Origin of the sequence: Collinsella sp. AM40-7AC (assembly GCF_003468125.1) — a bacterium.
GTDB classification, from domain to species: Bacteria; Actinomycetota; Coriobacteriia; order Coriobacteriales; family Coriobacteriaceae; genus Collinsella; species Collinsella aerofaciens_O.
The window spans coordinates 190,087-206,110 of the sequence record NZ_QSGK01000002.1; the positions used below are offsets into that span (position 1 = coordinate 190,087).

Annotated in this window: 16 protein-coding genes and 5 tRNA genes; 1 reads left to right on the top strand and 20 read right to left on the bottom strand. The window is 59.5% G+C overall.

What is annotated here, in order from left to right; all coding sequences use genetic code 11:
* Positions 1–168 precede the first annotated feature (168 nt).
* From DW892_RS02550 to serS, 5 genes are all read right to left on the bottom strand, one after another.
* A tRNA-Arg gene (locus tag DW892_RS02550) sits at positions 169–245 on the bottom strand.
* A gap of 348 nt (positions 246–593) precedes the next feature.
* Positions 594–670 (bottom strand) — tRNA-Arg (locus DW892_RS02555).
* A gap of 356 nt (positions 671–1,026) precedes the next feature.
* Positions 1,027–1,103 (bottom strand) — tRNA-Arg (locus tag DW892_RS02560).
* 78 nt (positions 1,104–1,181) lie between these two features.
* Positions 1,182–1,559 carry a hypothetical protein gene (locus DW892_RS02565; RefSeq protein ID WP_117765452.1) on the bottom strand — a complete coding sequence of 126 codons (378 nt, stop codon included), beginning with the start codon at positions 1,557–1,559 and terminating at the stop codon, positions 1,182–1,184.
* Positions 1,560–1,732: 173 nt separating this feature from the next.
* The gene (serS, locus tag DW892_RS02570; RefSeq protein WP_117765454.1) at positions 1,733–3,016 is read right to left on the bottom strand and encodes a serine--tRNA ligase; all 1,284 of its coding nucleotides are present in this window, start codon (positions 3,014–3,016) and stop codon (positions 1,733–1,735) included.
* Between the two features lie 111 nt (positions 3,017–3,127).
* On the opposite strand from serS, the gene DW892_RS10460 reads away from it, so the two are divergent.
* The gene (locus DW892_RS10460; protein ID WP_006235069.1) at positions 3,128–3,301 is read left to right on the top strand and encodes a DUF6724 family protein; all 174 of its coding nucleotides are present in this window, start codon (positions 3,128–3,130) and stop codon (positions 3,299–3,301) included.
* Between the two features lie 157 nt (positions 3,302–3,458).
* Here the strand turns inward: DW892_RS10460 and proC are convergent, their stop codons facing one another.
* From proC to DW892_RS02640, 15 genes are all read right to left on the bottom strand, one after another.
* Positions 3,459–4,229 (bottom strand): pyrroline-5-carboxylate reductase, encoded by a 771-nt coding sequence (proC, locus tag DW892_RS02575; protein ID WP_089572672.1) that lies wholly within the window; start codon positions 4,227–4,229, stop codon positions 3,459–3,461.
* A 73-nt stretch (positions 4,230–4,302) separates the two neighbouring features.
* Positions 4,303–4,773 carry a 23S rRNA (pseudouridine(1915)-N(3))-methyltransferase RlmH gene (rlmH, locus tag DW892_RS02580; RefSeq protein ID WP_117563694.1) on the bottom strand — a complete coding sequence of 157 codons (471 nt, stop codon included), beginning with the start codon at positions 4,771–4,773 and terminating at the stop codon, positions 4,303–4,305.
* Positions 4,774–4,779: 6 nt separating this feature from the next.
* The gene (locus DW892_RS02585) at positions 4,780–5,718 is read right to left on the bottom strand and encodes an SPFH domain-containing protein (protein ID WP_117765456.1); all 939 of its coding nucleotides are present in this window, start codon (positions 5,716–5,718) and stop codon (positions 4,780–4,782) included.
* A 287-nt stretch (positions 5,719–6,005) separates the two neighbouring features.
* Positions 6,006–6,092 (bottom strand) — tRNA-Leu (locus DW892_RS02590).
* Between the two features lie 43 nt (positions 6,093–6,135).
* Positions 6,136–7,053: a TatD family hydrolase gene (locus tag DW892_RS02595; protein ID WP_117765458.1), complete on the bottom strand. Its 918-nt coding sequence runs from the start codon at positions 7,051–7,053 to the stop codon at positions 6,136–6,138.
* Complete coding sequence (gene rsmA, locus DW892_RS02600) at positions 7,043–7,903, bottom strand: 16S rRNA (adenine(1518)-N(6)/adenine(1519)-N(6))-dimethyltransferase RsmA (protein ID WP_117765460.1); 861 nt, start codon at positions 7,901–7,903, stop codon at positions 7,043–7,045. Before rsmA ends, DW892_RS02595 begins: the two co-directional genes overlap by 11 nt.
* Before the next feature lie 110 nt (positions 7,904–8,013).
* A complete protein-coding gene (gene metG, locus DW892_RS02605) occupies positions 8,014–9,615 on the bottom strand; it encodes a methionine--tRNA ligase (protein WP_117765462.1) in 1,602 nt (533 codons plus the stop codon).
* 69 nt (positions 9,616–9,684) lie between these two features.
* Positions 9,685–10,563, bottom strand: coding sequence for a 16S rRNA (cytidine(1402)-2'-O)-methyltransferase (rsmI, locus tag DW892_RS02610; RefSeq protein ID WP_055250527.1), 879 nt, complete (start codon positions 10,561–10,563; stop codon positions 9,685–9,687).
* 6 nt (positions 10,564–10,569) lie between these two features.
* Positions 10,570–11,631 (bottom strand): glycoside hydrolase family 5 protein, encoded by a 1,062-nt coding sequence (locus DW892_RS02615; protein ID WP_055309641.1) that lies wholly within the window; start codon positions 11,629–11,631, stop codon positions 10,570–10,572.
* Between the two features lie 669 nt (positions 11,632–12,300).
* Positions 12,301–12,373 (bottom strand) — tRNA-Phe (locus DW892_RS02620).
* Between the two features lie 123 nt (positions 12,374–12,496).
* Positions 12,497–12,784, bottom strand: coding sequence for a ribbon-helix-helix domain-containing protein (locus DW892_RS02625; RefSeq protein ID WP_199575474.1), 288 nt, complete (start codon positions 12,782–12,784; stop codon positions 12,497–12,499).
* Between the two features lie 89 nt (positions 12,785–12,873).
* Positions 12,874–13,047, bottom strand: a complete 174-nt coding sequence (locus tag DW892_RS10380; protein WP_158567009.1) for a hypothetical protein — start codon at positions 13,045–13,047, stop codon at positions 12,874–12,876.
* A 58-nt stretch (positions 13,048–13,105) separates the two neighbouring features.
* Positions 13,106–13,486: a DUF192 domain-containing protein gene (locus tag DW892_RS02630; protein WP_117765464.1), complete on the bottom strand. Its 381-nt coding sequence runs from the start codon at positions 13,484–13,486 to the stop codon at positions 13,106–13,108.
* A complete protein-coding gene (locus DW892_RS02635) occupies positions 13,462–13,938 on the bottom strand; it encodes a TadE/TadG family type IV pilus assembly protein (RefSeq protein WP_117759589.1) in 477 nt (158 codons plus the stop codon). The genes DW892_RS02630 and DW892_RS02635 overlap by 25 nt, the downstream gene beginning before the upstream one ends.
* The gene (locus DW892_RS02640) at positions 13,938–15,998 is read right to left on the bottom strand and encodes a hypothetical protein (protein WP_117765466.1); all 2,061 of its coding nucleotides are present in this window, start codon (positions 15,996–15,998) and stop codon (positions 13,938–13,940) included. The genes DW892_RS02635 and DW892_RS02640 overlap by 1 nt, the downstream gene beginning before the upstream one ends.
* Positions 15,999–16,024: the final 26 nt, after the last annotated feature.

Below are 16,024 nucleotides of genomic sequence, written 5' to 3' on the forward strand. Positions count from 1 at the left end.
CGCATCCGCTGCGCGGATCCGCACCGGCTTCGCCCGCCTGCCGGCGTGCTCGCCCGCGGGCTAAAAACGCTCCGCGTTTTCTTTACGCCCGCGCCTCGACCGAGGTTCGAATCAATGCGGTGTTTACGTAAAAGAAAAGCCCCCGTTGCCGGGAGCTTTAATCTCAAATGGTGCGGCGTATAGGATTCGAACCTATGACGTTCTGATTCGTAGTCAGACCCTCTATCCAGCTGAGGTAACGCCGCGACTTGTTGATTATTATGCACAGAGACTGAATAATGGTCAAGCATTTTTTCAAATAAAGTTATCGTATTTGATTTTTAATCATTTGGAGGGCTTGGCGCGATCTTCGATGCATCGCGATATAAGAAAAGCCCCCGTCGCCGGGAGCTTTAAAGTCAATTGGTGCGGCGTATAGGATTCCGCGCATCCGCTGCGCGGATCCGCACCGGCTTCGCCCGCCTGCCGGCGGACTCGCCCGCTCGCTAAAAACGCTTCGCGTTTTCTTAACGCTCGCGCCTCGAACGAGGATCGAATCTCCGCAATGCCCCCGTAAAGGAAAAGCCCCCGTTGCCGGGAGCTTTAATCTCAAATGGTGCGGCGTATAGGATTCGAACCTATGACGTTCTGATTCGTAGTCAGACCCTCTATCCAGCTGAGGTAACGCCGCAACGCACGGATTATTATGCACGCGAGCCCCCGATGGGTCAAGCGACAATTAGAAAAAAATTTTACGGAGTGATAATTAAGTTGTTCGTGCCTCGACCGAGGTTCGAATCCATGCGGTGCTGCCATAAAAGAAAAGCCCCCGTTGCCGGAGGCTTTCAATTTCAATTGGTGCGGCGTATAGGATTCCGCGCATCCGCTCCGCGGATCCGCGCCGGCTTCGCCCGCCTGCCGGCGCGCTCGCCCGCTCGCTACGGACGCTCCGCGTCCGCTTCACGCTCGCGCCTCGACCGAGGTTCGAATCCATGGGGTGCCGGCGTAAAAGAAAAGCCCCCGTTGCCGGAGGCTTTCAATTTCAATTGGTGCGGCGTATAGGATTCGAACCTATGACGTTCTGATTCGTAGTCAGACCCTCTATCCAGCTGAGGTAACGCCGCAGCGCAAAACATATAAAACCACTTTAGCTTATTGGAGTCAAGCACAATCTCAAACTTTTTTTGTGGAACGCAGTTTTGTCATGCTGCTCCGCATATACCGTCGTTCCCCGTACGATCGATTGGCTTTTCGATCACGTCAAACTTAGCATCAAGTTCCCTCAGGAGCGATCTCACCCGCTGGGCACAATCATAATCGGCAAACGAGATACTCAACATGCGAGCAACCTGGTTAGATGTCCGGACCCCATAGAAATGCTCCAGGGCCACAAGCCCCTCGTGCGCCACAAACGTCTCAACCACATGCGGCGACTCCTCGTAGCACCATTGGGTCAACGGACCCTCGCTCGTCTGTCGAACCACCAGGCCACCCATGCCAGACGGCTCACACGTCACAAGCAGGTACTCCCCGCCCTCGTCGCTCTCAAACAAAACTACCCGCTCATCAAACAGCTCCATCGCATCCCCTTCCTCTCGCTTCTATCTAAGAAAAGCATAGCAGGTGGATGGCTGAATACAGAACATTTGTTCGTGTGTATTCTATTGAGCTGTCCGCACGATATGGTAAGGCCCTGCGCACAAAAAAGGCGCCCCGGAAAGGAGCGCCCTTGCAAATCGCCTATGCAGCAAACCTACGCGACCGGCTCGATCTTCTCGAGGCCGCCCATGTAGGGACGAAGAACCTCGGGGATCGTGATGGTGCCGTCGGCGTTCTGGTAGTTCTCCAGGATGGCGGCCATGGTGCGGCCAGCCGGCAGACCGGAACCGTTGAGGGTGTGCAGATAGCGCGAACCCTTGAAGTTCTCGGGGTCGCGATACTTGATGTTGGCGCGACGGGCCTGGAAGTCACCGCAGTTGGAGCAGGAGCTGATCTCCTTGTAGGCGTTGTAGCTCGGCAGCCAGACCTCGACGTCGTAGGTCTGACGGGCAGAGAAGCCCAGGTCGCCGGTGCACAGGCTAATCACGCGATACGGAAGACCCAGCTGCTGCAGCAGGAACTCGGCCTCGGCGGTCATGTTCTCGAGCTCCTTGTCGGACTCCTCCGGCTTGGCAAACTTGACCATCTCGACCTTGTCGAACTCGTGCTGGCGAATGATGCCGCGGGTATCGCGACCAGCGGAGCCGGCCTCCTCGCGGAAGCAGGGGGTGAAGGCGGTGTAGCGGCGCGGCAGGGTATCGGCGTCGAGGACCTCACCGGCGTGCAGGTTGGTGAGCACGACCTCGGCGGTGGGGATCAGGAAGTTGTCGCCCGAGACGTGATAGGCGTCGTCCTCGAACTTGGGCAGCTGGCCCGTGCCGAACATGGTCTGACGCTTGACGACGATGGGCGGCCACCACTCCTTAAAACCACGGCTGGTGTGCGTATCGAGGAAGAAGTTGATGAGGGCGCGCTCAAGACGGGCGCCGGCGCCACCGAGAACGGTGAAGCGGCTGCCGGAGAGCTTGTTGCCGCGCTCGAAGTCAAGGATGTCGAGGTCGGTGCCCAGATCCCAGTGCGGCTTAAAGTCGAAGTCGAACTCGCGCGGGGTGCCCCAACGACGGCGTTCGATGTTCTCGTCCTCGTCCTTGCCGTACGGCGTGGCCTCGCAAGGAATGTTGGGCAGGTGAGCCATGAAGTCGTACTGCTCCTGCTCGAGGGCGGTGCGGCGCTCGGCCAGACCGTCAATTTTCTCGTTGACGGCGCGCACGGCCTCTTTGGCGGCCTCGGCCTCGTCCTTCTTGCCCTCCTTCATCAGGGCGCCGATCTTCTTGGACTCGGCATTGCGCGTGGCTTGAAGTTCCTCGACCTCGGTGATGACGGCACGACGCTCGTCGTCGAGCTCAAAGAACTTCTCGCGATCCCAAGACGTCTGGCGGTTAGCCATGGCGACATCGATGGCATCGGGGTTCTCGCGAACAAACTTGATATCAAGCATTAGATCCTCCGGCGATATACATTCCATTTAGGTTGCAACCTTGTACATGTATGGGCAAGTATATACTTATGAGCGTTTACGACCCAACTCAACTACGCAAGAAGGCACCCAATGGACGCAGTTTTTTCCTTTTTGTTTGGCACCCGCACCGGTTTTGCCATCCTTTTCGCCGGCGGTATCCTGCTATTTGCGATTCTTGCCTTTGTAATGGAGAAGCGCACCCATAAGATGTATGTCGACCGCGGCCCCAAGTCCGAGGACGAAGAAGACAGCTTCTGGGACTAACCTGCCAAAAAGGGACAGGTTTATTTTGGTCGGTTTTATCTGGGCAAACGCAAGTGCCCCGCAACTGGAATTGAGCCAGTTGCGGGGCACTTTTCGCTAAAAGGACAAAACCGCAGTCCCACCTGCCAACATAAACCTGTCCCTTTTTTGGTCGGTTTTACTGGAGGGTTGCGTCGATTGCCTTGACCAGGGCGCTGCGCATGCCGGCGTCCTCGAGCGCAACGACGCCCTTGATGGTGGCACCACCGGGCGAGCATACGGCATCCTTCATCGCCGCAGGATGCTGGCCAGTTGCAAGCTGCAGCTTTGCCGTACCCAGCACCATCTGGCTCACAATGCGATAAGCATCCGCACGCGGGATACCGTGCTTGACCGCCGCATCGCCCAGGGCCTCGATTGCCATGGCGACAAACGCCGGAGCGCAACCACCCACCGTGCCGCCCACAAACAGCAGGCTTGTGTCGAGCTCGACGACAGCGCCAAGCTTACCGAGCAGGTCGAGCACCACAGCACGCTGCTCGTCGTTAAGCGTCGAAGCCTTCTCGCAGGCGATGACGCCCTCGCCCACCGAAACCGGCGTGTTGGGCACCGTCGAGATATGCGCGACGCCCGGCAGGACCTGCTCCCACTTGGCACTGTCCCAGGTCCAGGCAACCGACAGAACGACCTTTTTGGCAAGAGCATCCTTGAGCGGGGCGAATACCTTCTCGATCATGTACGGTTTGACCGCAGCGACCACGATATCGGATGCGGCGACAACCTCGGCGGCATCGTGGCAGGCGACCATGCCGCGCGCCTCGCAGCGCTCAACCAGTGCGTCGTAGCGACCCGCGCAGGCGCACATGTCGCTCGCAGCTACACCGGCAGCGATCCAGCCATCGGCCATAGCGCTCGCCATATTGCCAAAACCGACAAATCCAATCTTCATATCGCATAGTCCTTTCAGACACATTCCTCAAAACGAAAGGTATTGTCCCACGCCATTGTTTCGTATTGCCGACCTATTTGTGATACGGCTCGCCACGACTGATCTTGCAGGCACGGTAAATCTGCTCCAGCAGCACCACACGCGCCAGGTTATGCGGCAAGGTAATGCGTCCAAAGCTGAGCATCTCGTCGGCTCGTGCGCGCACGTCATCGCTCACGCCGTCCGAACCGCCGATTACAAAGGCAATGTCGCTGCTGCCTCGCAGCATAAGATCGTCGAGCCTCGCCGAAAACTCCTCGCTCGAGCGCTCCTTGCCCTCGATAGCCAGCAGGATCACATGCGCTCGAGATGGCAAGGCGGCAAGAATCGCCGCCCCCTCCTTGTCGCGCGCGGCATCCACGCCGCCCGCCTTAGCCGGGTCGATATCGGCCACCTCGCGGATATCCACCTTGGCATAGGCACCTAGGCGCTTGGTGTACTCAGCGCACGCGTCCTTCCAAAAGCGCTCCTTGAGCTTACCGACGCAAACGACGGTGTATTTCACGCGCGTCTACTCCTTCGAATCGTTTTGAACTTTGCCGGCGGCCAGCATCTGCTCGAACATCGAGGCCGACTGCGAAAAGTCGCTCGGCAGCACGACCGTCGAGGTTTTACCCGTGCGAGCGAACTCCGTCATCATCTCGGACCACTGCGTAAACATGAACAGTTGGTTGGCCTCGTCATTGCCGACACCCGTCTCCTGGATGATCTCGAGCGAATCTTTGATACCCAGCGCGATGGCCTTGCGCTGGTTGGCGATGCCCTCGCCCGCCTTTTCCATAGCCTCGGCCTCGGCGGTCGCCTCGGTGACGCGCTTGATGCGGTCGGCCTCGGCGAGCTCCTGCGCGGCAGCGCGCTTGCGCTGGGCGGCGTTGATGTCGTTCATGGAGTTCTCAACCTCGGTCGGCAGTGCGATTTTGGTGATGAGCGTCGACACGAGGGTGAAGCCGTAGGCGGCCATCTGCTCGGAAACGGTAGCGTTGACATCCTTGGCGATGTCGTCCTTCTTGGCAAAGACCTCATCGAGTGTGTAGACGGGGATTGAAGAGCGCAGGGCGTCGGTGATGAAGTCGCGCATCTGGTCGACGGGCTCCTGCAGCATGTAGTAGCTCTTGTAGATACCCGAATCTGCCGGGCCGGCGCCCATGTCATAGCTCACGTGGTACTGAGCAGAGACCTCAAGGCCGATGGTCACATTGTCCTGGGTCTTAACGTCGATGCCAAAACCGTTTTTCATGGTGCGCAGACTCACCGTGGCGGCCTTGCGGTCGATCACGGGTACCTTCATGTGGAAGCCCGCATTGACGATGCGATTGAACTTGCCCAGGCGCTCGATGATCACGGCATGCTGCTGTTCAACGACATAGCAGGCGTTGGGAAGCAGCAGCAACAGGATGATGATGGGAAGTAGAAGGCTCGTAAGGGCAGCGATGATACCGGACAACAGCATGGTTTCTCCTCTGATAGGCACACGTTGGGACTAGGATACCCGTCCAAGGAGATCGTGCATAACAAAAAGCTCCCATTGCTGGGAGCTCTTTCAATCAATGGTGCGGGCGAAAGGACGTCCGCGTATCCGCTTCGCGGATCCGCACCGGCTTCGCCCGCCTGCCGGCGGACTCGCCAGCTCGCTAAAAACGCTCTGCGTTTTCTTTACGCTCGCTCCTTCGCAGGTTCAAGTCCCAGCGATGGGCCCGTAACAAAAAAGCTCCCATTGCTGGGAGCTCTTTCATTTAATGGTGCGGGCGAAAGGACTTGAACCTTCATGGGGTTGCCCCCATACGGACCTGAACCGTACGCGTCTGCCAATTCCGCCACGCCCGCGTGCAGGAATTAGAATAACGGAGCGCCACCACGAACGCAAGAACTATTTTTGAAAAAGTTTGCAGGCATTCTCCCAAGCGGCTTGCGCGATTGTTTCGGCGTCCTCACCAGTGCGATCGACACGGTCGTTAACCAGCGCGTTTGCCGTAATGGAGATCATTGCGGGCTCGCATTCAAGACCGCGAATGGGCTCCGGAGCCATATACGGGCAATCCGTCTCGAACAAAATTCGATCGAGTGGGGTTGCCGCGAATGCCTCGCGCGCGTCGTCGTTGCGCTTAAAGGTGGCCGCACCACCATAGGCGATATAGCAGCCCAGCTCCACAAAGCGCTCCATCGTAGCGCGGTCCTCGCCAAAGCAGTGCAGCACACAACCGGCCTGGGGCACGCCCACCTCACGAAGCACGTTGTAGGCGTCCACGTGCGAGGTGCGCTCCTGGTCCGTGTCCTCGTGACGCAGATGCAGCTCCACCGGCACGTTACGGCACACGGCAAGCTCGAGCTGGCGCGCCATGCAGTCAATCTGCACGTTATGGGGTGCCGGCGCGATATCGTCGTCATAGTCCATGTGGTAGTCCAGGCCAATTTCGCCGATACCGGCGCACAAAGGGTCATCGAGCGCGGCAACGACCTGCGCGTGAATGTCGTCGGTATAATCCGGCGCGCCATAGGGGTGAACGCCAGCGAGATACTTGATCTGCGGAATATCCCGCATCGGCAAAATCTCGCGCACGAGCCAGTCACTATAGTCCGTCACGCTGCGCTTGTCGGCGATGGGGTCGAACATCGTCACCAGCAGGTCGACGCCCGCGGCTTTGGCGCGCACAAGCGTCTCGGGCACTTCTTTGCCCCAGAACGAAAGCAGATGCGCATGCGTGTCGGCAAGCGGTGCCAAGGGCACGGGACAAGCAACCGTCTTCTTTTTCTTAGTAAACGTCACGCGCTCGGCATCAGGCATCATGGATTAGCTCCTGGGCCAGACGGATAAAGTCGGCAACGTCAAGCGTCTCGGCGCGCGTGGTGGGCGCGATATCGCAAGCCACAAAGGCGGCATCGAGCACGTCCTTGGCAAAACCGTTGGCGCTCATGGAATTGCGGATGGTCTTGCGACGCTGAGCAAATGCAGCGTCGATCACGCGGGCCACAAATTCGCGATCGAGTTCTTCGGGCATCACACCGTCAACACGGTCGATACGCACGACGGTCGAGTCCACGTGCGGCGCCGGCATAAAGCAACGCGGCGGCACCTCAAAGCGACCCGTCACCTGCGCATACAGGCCGAGCTTTGCCGTATAGCCGCCATAGGTCTTGTTGCCCGGCACTGCGGCAATGCGATCGGCAACCTCCTTTTGCACCATGACGACAGCGCGCTTAAGCGCGGGCATCGTCTGGAAGAACTGAAGAATGATCGTCGCCGCCACGTTATAGGGCAGATTCGCGACAAACACCGTGGGTTCACCACCGGCGGCCTGCTCAATCTGCTCCGGCGTCACCTTGAGCGCATCGCCCATGATAAAGCGGAAGTTGGCATAGTCGGCGGCGTGGGCATCGAGCACCGGCTCAAGCTCGGGATCGGCCTCAATGGACGTAACGCACGCCGCTTCCTGCAGTAACGCAAGTGTCAACGTTCCACAACCCGGACCCACCTCGAGTACGCGCTCGTCACCTGCAAGCTCGGCAAGCTCGCAGATACGCTCGATCACATGATTGTCGATTAGAAAGTTCTGGCCCAGGCGATGCTTGGTCGCAAGGCCAAACTCCTCCAGCAGCTCCCTGGTGGCCGTGGGGTTTGCCAAAGGCGAAGTTGTCATGGTTGCCTCCTTAGCATGATGGCGGCGTCTTGAAACAAAAGGGCATGGACCGTGGCGGCCATGCCCTTACAGCTAAACAGCAAATTGCCGATATGGCGCTCGCGCGGTCTCTACGCCAGACGCGGGAACAGCGGATCGCCCTTCTCGACGGGCTGACCACCAGCAAGCAGGCCCCAAGCGCAAATGCCCTTGAGGTCGTCGCTCGCGGCCTCGCCCTCACAGGACAGGCGGCGCAGAGCCTCGACAGAAGTCTGGGGCATGAGCGGCATCAGCAGGTGGGCGGCGATGCGGATGGCCTCGAGCAGGCTGTAAATCACAAATGCCAGCTCGTCAGCCTTGGCCTCGTCCTTGGCAAGCGCCCAGGGCTCGGAGTCCTCGATGTAGTGGTTGGCGGCATGGATGAGCTCCATGACCTCATCCTTGGCTCCGCCGTAATCGAGCATGTCCATCTTGGCCATGTAGCGCTCGACCAAACCGTCGGCAATCTTTGCCAGCGGGTTATCGAACGCGTCGGCAGACGCCGGTTTAGCCGGGGCGCAGCCGTCAAAGTACTTTGCGCTCATGTTGAGCGAGCGCGAAATGAGGTTGCCCCAGCTGTTGGCCAGATCGGCGTTGTAGACCTGCTCCATGCGATCGAAGCTGATGGCGCCGTCGGTGCCGGGGACCACGTCGGTCATAAAGTAATAGCGATAGCCCTCAACGCCCAGCATGTCGATAACGTCCTGCGGAGCGATGGCGTTACCGCGGCTCTTGGACATCTTCTCGGCCTTGCCTGTCTCGGCATTGCGCACGGTCAGGAAGCCGTGGGCAAAGACGTGCTCGGGCAGGGCCTCGCCGATGGCCATGAGCATGGCGGGCCAAATGACGCAGTGGAAGCGGATGATGTCCTTACCCACGATGTGGAACTGCGCGGGCCAGCGATAGGCCAGCTCGGCACGCGCCTCGTCGGTGTCGACACCGTAGCCGACGGCCGTCATATAGTTGAGCAGCGCATCGAACCACACGTAGGTCACGTGACCCTCGTCAAACGGGACCTGAATGCCCCAGTCAAAGCTCGTGCGGCTCACGGAAAGGTCGTTAAGGCCGCCCTCGACAAAGCTACGTACCTCGTTCATGCGGAACGCAGGCTCGACAAAGTCGGGGTGCTCGTCATAGAGCTTGAGAAGCTTGTCCTGGAAGGCGGAAAGCTTAAAGAAGTAGGACTCCTCCTGCACGCGCTCAAGCGGACGGTGGCAGTCGGGGCATAGATGCTGGCCGACGCTGCCGTACTCCTCGTCGCCCTTCTGGACCTGCGTATCAGTGAAGTAGGTCTCGTCAGGCACGCAATACCAACCGTCGTAGCTGCCCTTATACAGGTAACCGGACTCCTTCATGCGCTCCCACAGATACTGCACGGCATGATGCTGGCGCGGCTCGGTGGTGCGGATGAAGTCGTCGTTGGAAATCTCGAGCTTGCTCCAAAGCTCCTTGAAGTGCGGGGCCTGGCTATCGGTCCACTCCTGCGGCGTCATGCCATGCTTGGCTGCGGCCTCGGCGACCTTCTCGCCGTGCTCGTCCATGCCGGTCAGGAACTTGACGTTATAGCCGGCGGAACGGCGATAGCGAGCCTGAACGTCGGCGATGATGGTGGAATAAGCCGTGCCCAGGTGCGGATCGGCGTTGACGTAGTAGATGGGCGTCGTGATAAAGAACGAAGGCTTGCTTTGATCCATGGGGTTTGTCCTCCAGAAAAACGTTGCATACAGAGGATGATTCTAGCGCAAGGGCTGGATATCCTCCATCTATTGCATATCGAGCACCATGGCATAGACATCGCGCTTGCGGCGCGAATACTTCTGAGACAGGCGCTTGGCCACCGCAGACGCGGGCTCCCCCTCCTCGAGCGCGGCGCGGATATCCTCGCGCAGGGCCTCGTCGGGATCCGCTACCGCAGCGCCAACCGGCGCGATGCCGGCCTCCTCATCCTCGCTCGGCGGCGCGATGACCAGCGCAATCTCGCCCTTTACCTCGCCGCGAGCACGCAGCTCCTCGGCAAGCTGGTCAGCGGGCCCGCGCAAGACCTCCTCGTGCAGCTTGGTGAGTTCGCGGCAGACGGCAACCTCACGCTGGGGAAAGACCTCCGCCACGGCCTCGAGCGTCGCCACGATGCGATGTGGAGACTCGTAGAAGATGAGTGCGCCGGGCACCACGGCAAGGCGCTGCAAACGGCGCACACGGTCGCCGTGCTTTCGGCCCAAAAAGCCCTCGAAGAAAAAATGCTCGCAGGGAATGCCGGACGAAACAAGCGCCGTGACGCAAGCAGAGGGCCCGGGAATAACTTCGACGGGCAAATCGGCCTCACGCGCCGCCTCGACCAGCGCCTGGCCGGGATCGGACACGCTCGGCATGCCGGCGTCCGAGGCAAAGGCGAGGGTCTCCCCCGCCAGCAGACGGTCGACCAGGCCGGCAGCGCGGCTAGCGATCACATTCTCGTCGCAACGGACAAGCGGCTTGGAAATGCCCAGGTGCATCAGCAGCTTTGACGTCACACGCGTGTCTTCGCAGCAGATGACATCGGCAGCGGCAAAGGCCTCGCCAACGCGCGGGGACAGGTCACCCAGGTTGCCGATGGGCGTGCCGACCACATAGAGTTTGCCCGTATGGGCGCTGTTTTGCGTCATATCAACCTATTCAATCATGCCGCGCTCGAGCGTACCGAGCGCCGCGCGGGCGTCCCATGCTGCAATGCGCTTCTCGGTCTTCCACGTTTGGAAGAACCAACCGGCAGCCGGCGCAAACGAAGCCAGCTGGTTGGCGATAAACACGCGCTCGTAGGCATTGCGGCCCTCGGGCGTAACCGACGAGTTGGCAAAGATCGCCGCGCCCGACCATTCGCCCACCAGCACGGGGAACCCAGTCGAAATCGCTTCTTTAAGCTCGCGCTTGTTACGCGAAATCGCCGTCGTCAGCCCGCGAGGGCTCGTGATGTCGAGCGCATACTCGTCGCGGTAATGGTACAGGTGAAGGTCCATGTAGACGTTCTTGTACTTGGCGCCGCGCATAAAATGCTTCCACTCGCTGGGATGCCCCGACGACGAGAAGACGACGATCTTATCCTCGGGCATATACGAACGGACGAGCTCGTAGGCATCGCGATAGAAATTGCGCAGGTAGTGAGCGGGAATGCCATCCGTCATGGTGAAGAGGCTCTTGCGAACGCTCATCTGCGGCGTGTCCAGCAGCTCAATGCCCAGCAGGCTCTCGGCCTCGCCATAGCGATCGGCCAAGCGCTCGAGCACGTCGAGTGCGACATGACGGCCGTTGGTGGACGAATGCCACTCGGCAACAGCCTCCGGCGTGGTGGGCGAATCGTTGGAATCGCCCTGGCCACCGGGCACGGTTGCCAGATCGAGCAGCACGCGGATGTCGTACTTGGCAGCCCACTCAATTGCGCGGTCGATGTAATCGACAACCGATATGTAGGAGGCATCGGACTCCTGTGAGCCAAAGGCATACCAGGGCACCGGCAGACGCACGGCATTGAGACCGATCTGCGCCATGCGGCGAAAATCGTCCTCGCTCACAAACGTCTCGTAATGGCGGCGCATGCGCTCGTTATAGGCGGCGGTACCCATGGCCTCCTGTAGCTCAGCCGCGTTGGATGCACCGGTCGCCGCGTACAGCGACGGGGTCACCCAAGGCTCGGGAATAAACCAGCCAGAGAGATTAACGCCGAGGATCCTCTCCATCACTGCCCCCTTCGGATCATGCAGGTCGAACCCGCATCGTATTGCGTAGGATAAGTATCGTTTTGAGTATACCCGCGTGTGCGGACAGGCGACCGAACGGTCTGCAAAGTGACGCGAAAGTGGGAGGAATGTCTGGGAGCAGACGGACTCGGAATGGTGCGACGAGGTGTGTACGCGCGCCGGAGGCAGGCACCGGAAAGCATGTCCCGTTCTATCGCTCAATAATGGGGCGCATTTTCCGTTAGCAGGCCCAACCGGAAAATGCATCCCGTTCTGAGCGCGGGATCTGGGACGCAGTTTCCGCCAAAGGCCGCAAAAGGAAAGCACGTCCCATTCTGACGCCGGATTCCGGGTCGCGCTTTCCCAAGCGGCCTCAAAGCGGAAAACGCATCCCACTCTGAAGCCAAATTCCGGGACGCAGTTTCCGCAGAACCCTACATAAAAGAAAAGGACCCCTTTGCAGAGGTCCTAGTCAATTCAAGGTGGCGGGGAAGGGAATCGCGTCCGCGCGCTGCGCGGACGGACCGCTGCGGCGCTTACGCGCCTTGCGAGCTGCGCTGGCAAACGCTTACGCGTTTACTCAGCTCCGCGCCCTCACGGGGTTCGATTCCGTGCGAGGGCTACATAAAAGAAAAGGACCCCTTTGCAGAGGTCCTAGTCAATTCAAGGTGGCGGGGAAGGGAATCGAACCCCTGACACGAGGATTTTCAGTCCTCTGCTCTACCAACTGAGCTACCCAGCCATTTGAGGTGTGCCTTGTTTCAAGGCTTGATTAGTATAACCAAGGACGCGTTCCGGTCAACCGAGAATTTCAAAAAAGTTTTTGAGCACAGCCTCGGTTCTATAAATCGGCACGTCAGAGGCATCAGCCGGCAGCAAGAAGTTTTTCGCTCAGAGCCGCACGGGCAAACTCACTTGGCGTCATCCCCTCGGCAGCCGCCCGTCGACGAATGGCCTCCTTCATTCCCAGAGGAATCTTGACCGACAGCGTTGCCGTCCCCTCACCTGAGAGTGGGGGCCGTCCATGCACGATCCCACCAACGGTGTGTTCGCCATCCGGAAACTCTCCGCGCTCGTACGACTCGCACCACGCGTCAATCATTTCATCCGTTACAACCTGACCATTAGCGGCCGTATACGTCTTGCCCATCATCGACCCCTTTGCCGAGCCTGTTCAATCTCCTGCCAAAATTTCTTCTGGACTGGAGACAAGGCATGAATGATAAGCCACCCACGGACAAGCTAGACCGCGACAAGCTCCACGCTTCGTCCGTCTGGGAGCCATCCAATCGCAAGCCATCTCGACGGCTCGTCCTTCGACTCGCGACGAATGCACTCAGTAACCGCAAGCCAAGCGCTAAGCACCTGCTTTTCCGTCAGGTGCTTTTTAGCGTTGGGATGGATCTCAACATCCATGCATCTTCTCCTCCATCTTACCCAATTTCGTATGACGAAAGTCCGCTGTCGCCAATTCTTAAGCCGGCACGCGTTGGAGAGCAGGGATCGAAACAATGATTGAAGGACGCTCTAGTGCGGCCCAGGCGCCGGGGCAGGAGCACGTGCGCCAAGGACGAACGCTTTCGTAGCGCGCGAGGATATTGCCGTCGCGATCGATGAAGGCGATGTCGATGGGATAGGCCATAAAACACGTATGGACCGAAGAGCAGCGTGGAAACGCCATGACGAGCGGCAGACCGTTGGCGGCAACCGGACACCGTCCCAGCATGCCGCGCAGGCGCACGGCAAACGACTCCGCCACCACAAACTCGGCCGGCGTCCAACCCAGCCTGTTGAGCGCCCGCGCGTACGCGATGTAGGACGAGACCGCGGTCACATGACCACCCCCGGACGCCATGGATCGACCGTCACCGCGCGCTCGTGCGACAACGTTGTCGGCGCCCCCAGCGTAACGCCAGCGATGCTGAGAGAAGTCGGCCACGGCTCATAGTGCATGGTGCAGGTGTAGGTCCTAAACGTACCGGATAGGGAGAGCAGGCCACCATCCGATGCCTCCGCGCCTTGCTCGCTCGACACTTCGATCTGCAAGCCATAGCCTTCCATGGCATTCAGAATTTGAGTCTGAACCGTCGCCGAGGCATCGGCAGAGCTTTCGTCGCCCTCCCCCTCCGACGCCACGGCGTGCGCCAACACGATGTCGGGCACCACGCGGTCGAAGCGCGCGACAGCGCTGGCAAAGATCATGACGTTGTACACGATGAGTGCCAGCACCAGCAAAACGGGCGTAACCACTGCCATCTCCACCGTCGCTTGGGCGCGCTCCTCGCGCAGACGCATGCGGATACTCATTACGACCCACCGCCCAGAGCGCCAAACAGCGTGGCGACATCGACGGTGAGCGGGATGGAGCCGCCGCCGGGCAGAGGAATCTCCGCAAGCGTGAACACCGTGCCGCTAATGGTGCGTTCGACTTGATATTCCAACGCCTCGCAAAGCGCCTTGGGATCGGTCACGCCCAACGGAATACTTCGCAGCTTGTCTTGCGCATTAGAAAGAGCCGTGATGTCAGACCCCGGGCTCTTGATGACATTGGCGGTGTCGGTCAGCACCGGCTTTCGCAGGCGCAAGTCGCACGGCTCCAGACCCAACGCCGCCACGGACGCCGAAACGGTATCGCCGAGCCACGATGCGATGGAGCCCAACGCGCCGCTGCCCCCTCCTAGGCCTTTAATCATCTCGTCCATAAGTTCGTCGGCCGAACCTTGGATGTCTCCGTATCCCACAAGCAGCCGTCCCCAGACATCCATGACGCCATCGAGTACGCCGGCAACGCCACCCGAGCGTTCCTTCAATGTCGAGAAAAATCGCGAAAGCACGTTGTTTTGCGCCGTCGCCCCATCGGGCGCCAGCACCGCGGCAGAGATGGCACCGCGATCGCCAAGCCTGACTGCCGTGTTAAACGAAGAGTTGAGCTCATCGGGGCTCGAGATGGCGCCCGAAACCGCAAAGGCAACCACGCCGTTGCGACCGGGCGGAGCGATACGCGGACGCTCACCGGAAAGTTCTTTGATGGCGGTATCGAACGCATTGCCCGCACGGTCGGCTTCGTCCTCGGTCTGACGCTCGAGCTCGAGCTCCTTGTTGCGACAGTCGACGTAGTCCTCCAGGGCGTCTTTAAACTTGTCAAAGTGATACTCGAAGCCGTTTTCGATAGAGGTTGAAGGCGCCGCAACAGCACCAAGCGACAAAACGCCAAAATGGCATTTGCTGCATTTATCCTGTCCATCGTAATCGGCAACCGAAGCAAATCCGCTCGGCGTCCCTTTCTTATAGTTGGGGCAGGTCGTCCCGTAATGCAGATACGCCTTGTCATCGTTTACGCTAGTCGGCCACACCGCATCGGTATAGAGTTCCGTCGCCCGAACCTCATCAGAGTTGCGCGGCAGCAGCGGAATATAGGAGGAAACCCTGTCTCCGTTCTCGGTTATATATGCCCGATCGACCTCCGCGTTCGCATAGGTATAAAACGCCTTACGCGCCGCAGACTCTGCCTTCATCTCGACACTCGAGCCCTGGGGCTTCTCATTTGTCAGACGCCAATGGTAGTAGTCCTTCGCGCGATCAAGGGCAACTTGAGGCTCCCACGTAACGCTCGATGAGTAATGCGGATTTTGAACACCGGAAAGATCCGTTAGGCTTTTTGCGCGCTCCCACATACAAGAACAGCTGCCGACCGAGCCCTTGTCAGACCCACCACAATCCGCCAGCCAAGCGCGCTCCTTTGCCTTCGCCGTCTCCTCCGAGGCCTTCCGCAGCTCCTCGGCCGCACGCTCTAAATCATCTGATGTGTCTTTAATGGTATCGGTCGAGATCTCTGACCCTTTGAGCGCAGCAAAGTCCGACTCGGATGTCCTGGGCACGGCAAGCGCCGTACCGGTATAGGTCACACTATCGGTATCCTGCGCCGACACCGCCTGCGTGGCACGCGCGGCGATCAGATACGGCAGAGCCGTCTCGATTTTCTGTAAGCCTTCCGATGCGCTTTTGGCAAACTTGTTGCGCGTTTTAATGATCTCGATCCCGGTGTCGACTATATTGCCGGCAACCGGCTCGGCACCCGGGATGAGGATGGCGACCAGGCCCGTCCCGATCGTGGCAAACCCCGCCAGCCCCAGACTCAAGATACTCGCATCAACCACCGTGGCAGCCGTGTGATAGGACGACACTACGTTGGCACCCGCCAGCGCGCCGCTATCGGCCGCCACCTGGGTGTCCCCGGCACGCGACATGCTCCATATCGCCGCGGTCGACGAAAACAACAATGTGAGCACCACTAGGATGACCACGGCAGAAGAAAGCGTGGTATAGGCGCCGTCTTCGATAAACAGATCGACACCGGCTCGACCCATAAAGCCGCCTCGCTTGCAATGGCAGC